Origin of the sequence: Streptomyces hirsutus (assembly GCF_001418415.1) — a bacterium.
GTDB classification, from domain to species: Bacteria; Actinomycetota; Actinomycetes; order Streptomycetales; family Streptomycetaceae; genus Streptomyces; species Streptomyces hirsutus.
Genome location: NZ_LIQT01000625.1, coordinates 1 through 2,385 on the forward strand (window position 1 = coordinate 1; position 2,385 = coordinate 2,385).

A 2,385-nucleotide genomic window follows, 5' to 3' on the forward strand; every position below is an offset into this window, starting at 1 on the left:
CCCCCATACCGCCCCGCCCGATCGGATCGACCAGCCGGTACCGGCCGTGGATCAGCCTGCTGTCCCCCATCTTCCGCCCCCGTCAGTGGTCAACGCGCCCTCCCCTGGCCCGTCCAGTATGGCGATGTGTCACCCGATTTTGTACGGTGCCGCGTCCGCTCCGCGCGTCCTCGGATCGAGGGGCGGGGTGTCCTGCCGCCGCGCCAGGGGTGTCCCCGGCCGATCCGCGGGACGCTCTCGCGCCGGATCCCGTGGTGGTCGCCATCGAAGGTGCGGACGGCCGCGGAGCGGTGACCGCGTTCCGGTTCGCCGTGCGGGACCGCGCCCGCCGTACTCCTTCGGCCGCCCCGAACCGGCCCGGCGGTCGGCACCGCGCCGCCGGCCGGTTCAGCGTGTCGCGGACGTCAGGGCGTCGAGGGGGCCAGCGTGTCGAGGAAGTCCGTGCAGGCCCGCGCACAGGTCCGGCACACCTCGGCCGTGCGCTCCGCGCCGGGGTGTCCGTCGAAGGCGCGCGCGCCCTCGAGACACGCCTGCCGGCACCATTCCACCTGGGTCCGGACGGTCTCCTCGTCCGTCTGGTTGCCCTCGGACAGCACACGGCTGGTCGCGTCGCACACTTCGGCGCAGATGACGCCCTTGCGCCGTACGAGTTCCTCCGGTGTGCCGCCGCCGGGATTCACCAGACTCGCCCGCACCGCGCAGGCCCGCGAGCATTCCGCGCACGCCTGCGCGCAGGCGAACCGGTCCTCGAGATACCGGTACAGCTCCTGCTGGGACACCTGGGGTATCGGGGATGTCGTCGTCACACCGGGCGGGTAGCCCCGGCCACCGACACTCAAACCACGGATGGTCGCACCGCGGACGGCCGCACCTGCCCGGCCCTACTACATCGGGCTGCCGGGGGTACTCGCCCACCATGTCGAACCCTGTGATGAACGCCCTGACGAATGTCTCGCCGAGCGTCTCCCCGAACGCCCCGGCGGACTCCTCCTGGACCGGAGCGGCCGATCTCGCCGTCGGCCGCGGTGCCGTCGGTATCGGGCTCGCCGTGGCGGCCCTGCTGGTCGTGGGTCTGTTGATCGGCCTGTTCGCGTCGGGCAGCCGCCGGGTTCGGCGCGGCGACTCCCCCAGGCCGCGCCCCGACGAGCAGCCGCGGATGCCCGAGGGCGGTCCGGTCCGTGAGGTCCGCGAACGCCGGGAGCCCGACGAGATGCCCCGTGACGGTGACCGTCTGGGTCCGCACGACCTGCACGGCGGCAGCTCCGGCAGCCGAACCGGCACCTCGCAGGACCGTCCGCGCTGGGACGGGAACGGCCGCGTCTAGGTCGGGTTGCGAGGCCCCCGTCCGCACCGCCTGACGGCGGCACGGCGGGTGGCGCCCCGGGGCGGGTCATGGGGTCACCGGTCGGATCACACGACCGGTGACCCCATGACCCGCCCCTTCGCCTGCGTGAAGTGAGGCGGATCACAGGGGCCGGGTGCATCGTGGGGCGGGGTCCAGCGTCTTTCTCCGGGTGTAGGGGACTGAACGGACGGGACGGTGAGGATGGAGCGGTTTCGGGCAGACGGCTTCGACGAGTTCGTGGCTGCCCGCTGGGGGGCGCTGCTCCATGTCGCGCGTCTGCTCACCGGCGGCGACCGGCAGCGTGCCGAGGACCTGGTGCAGGAGTCCCTGGTGAAGCTGTGGTTCGCCTGGCCGAAGGTCGCCGAGCAGGCGCCGGACGCGTACGTCCGTCAGGTGCTCGTGCGGATGGCGGCCCGTTCCGCCCGCCGGCGCTGGTGGGGCGAGCGTCCGGTGGAGCAGCTGCCCGACCGGCCCGAACCGGGCGATGTGTCGTCGGTCGTGGCGGAACGCTCGCGGCTGGAGGCCGCACTGGCCCTGTTGCCGCCCCGGCAGCGGGCCGCGGTGGTGCTGCGCTACTGCGAGGACCTGCCCGAGGCCCAGGTGGCGCAGGTTCTCGGCTGTCCGGTGGGCACCGCCCGGTCCCACGCGTCGAGGGGCGTGGCGCGACTGCGGCAGATCCTGTCCGACGCCGTCAGGCCCGTGGGGTGAAGGGAGAACCGATGGACGACTTCGAGCGGGAACTGACGCACATGATGCGCGACCCCCGGCAGCAGACCCCCTTCGATTCCGAGCAGCAAAAGCGGCTGCACCGGGGCATCCGGGCCCGCCACCGGTCCCGGACACTGTGGCGGGCGGGCGGCTCGGCCCTGGCGGTGGCCGGGCTCAGCGCCGGACTCGCCCTGCTGCCCGGCCTCGGCTCCGGCTCCCAGCCACCCGCCGATCACCGTCCGCCGCCCGCGACCAGTCCGACGCCGCCCCCGGTGCTCCCGACGCCCACTCCGACGGCGACGAGCTCCGCTCCCCGCGGCGCTGGTGGCGGG

3 protein-coding genes and 1 pseudogene are annotated in these 2,385 nt (G+C 74.0%); 3 read left to right on the forward strand and 1 reads right to left on the reverse strand.

Going from position 1 to position 2,385, the window contains the following annotated elements:
- Window positions 1-404: 404 nt before the first annotated feature.
- The gene (locus AOK11_RS36150) at window positions 405-806 is read right to left on the reverse strand and encodes a four-helix bundle copper-binding protein (protein WP_055597870.1); all 402 of its coding nucleotides are present in this window, start codon (window positions 804-806) and stop codon (window positions 405-407) included.
- Between the two features lie 110 nt (window positions 807-916).
- Between AOK11_RS36150 and AOK11_RS36155 the strand changes: the two genes are divergently transcribed.
- The 3 genes and pseudogenes from AOK11_RS36155 to AOK11_RS36165 form a co-directional block, all read left to right on the forward strand.
- On the forward strand, window positions 917-1,324 hold the full coding sequence (locus AOK11_RS36155) for a DUF6479 family protein (protein ID WP_338058967.1): 408 nt from the start codon (window positions 917-919) through the stop codon (window positions 1,322-1,324).
- 222 nt (window positions 1,325-1,546) lie between these two features.
- Window positions 1,547-2,053, forward strand: coding sequence for a SigE family RNA polymerase sigma factor (locus tag AOK11_RS36160; protein WP_055597869.1), 507 nt, complete (start codon window positions 1,547-1,549; stop codon window positions 2,051-2,053).
- Window positions 2,054-2,064: 11 nt separating this feature from the next.
- A pseudogene (locus AOK11_RS36165) lies at window positions 2,065-2,385 on the forward strand (cellulase); the annotation flags it as partial.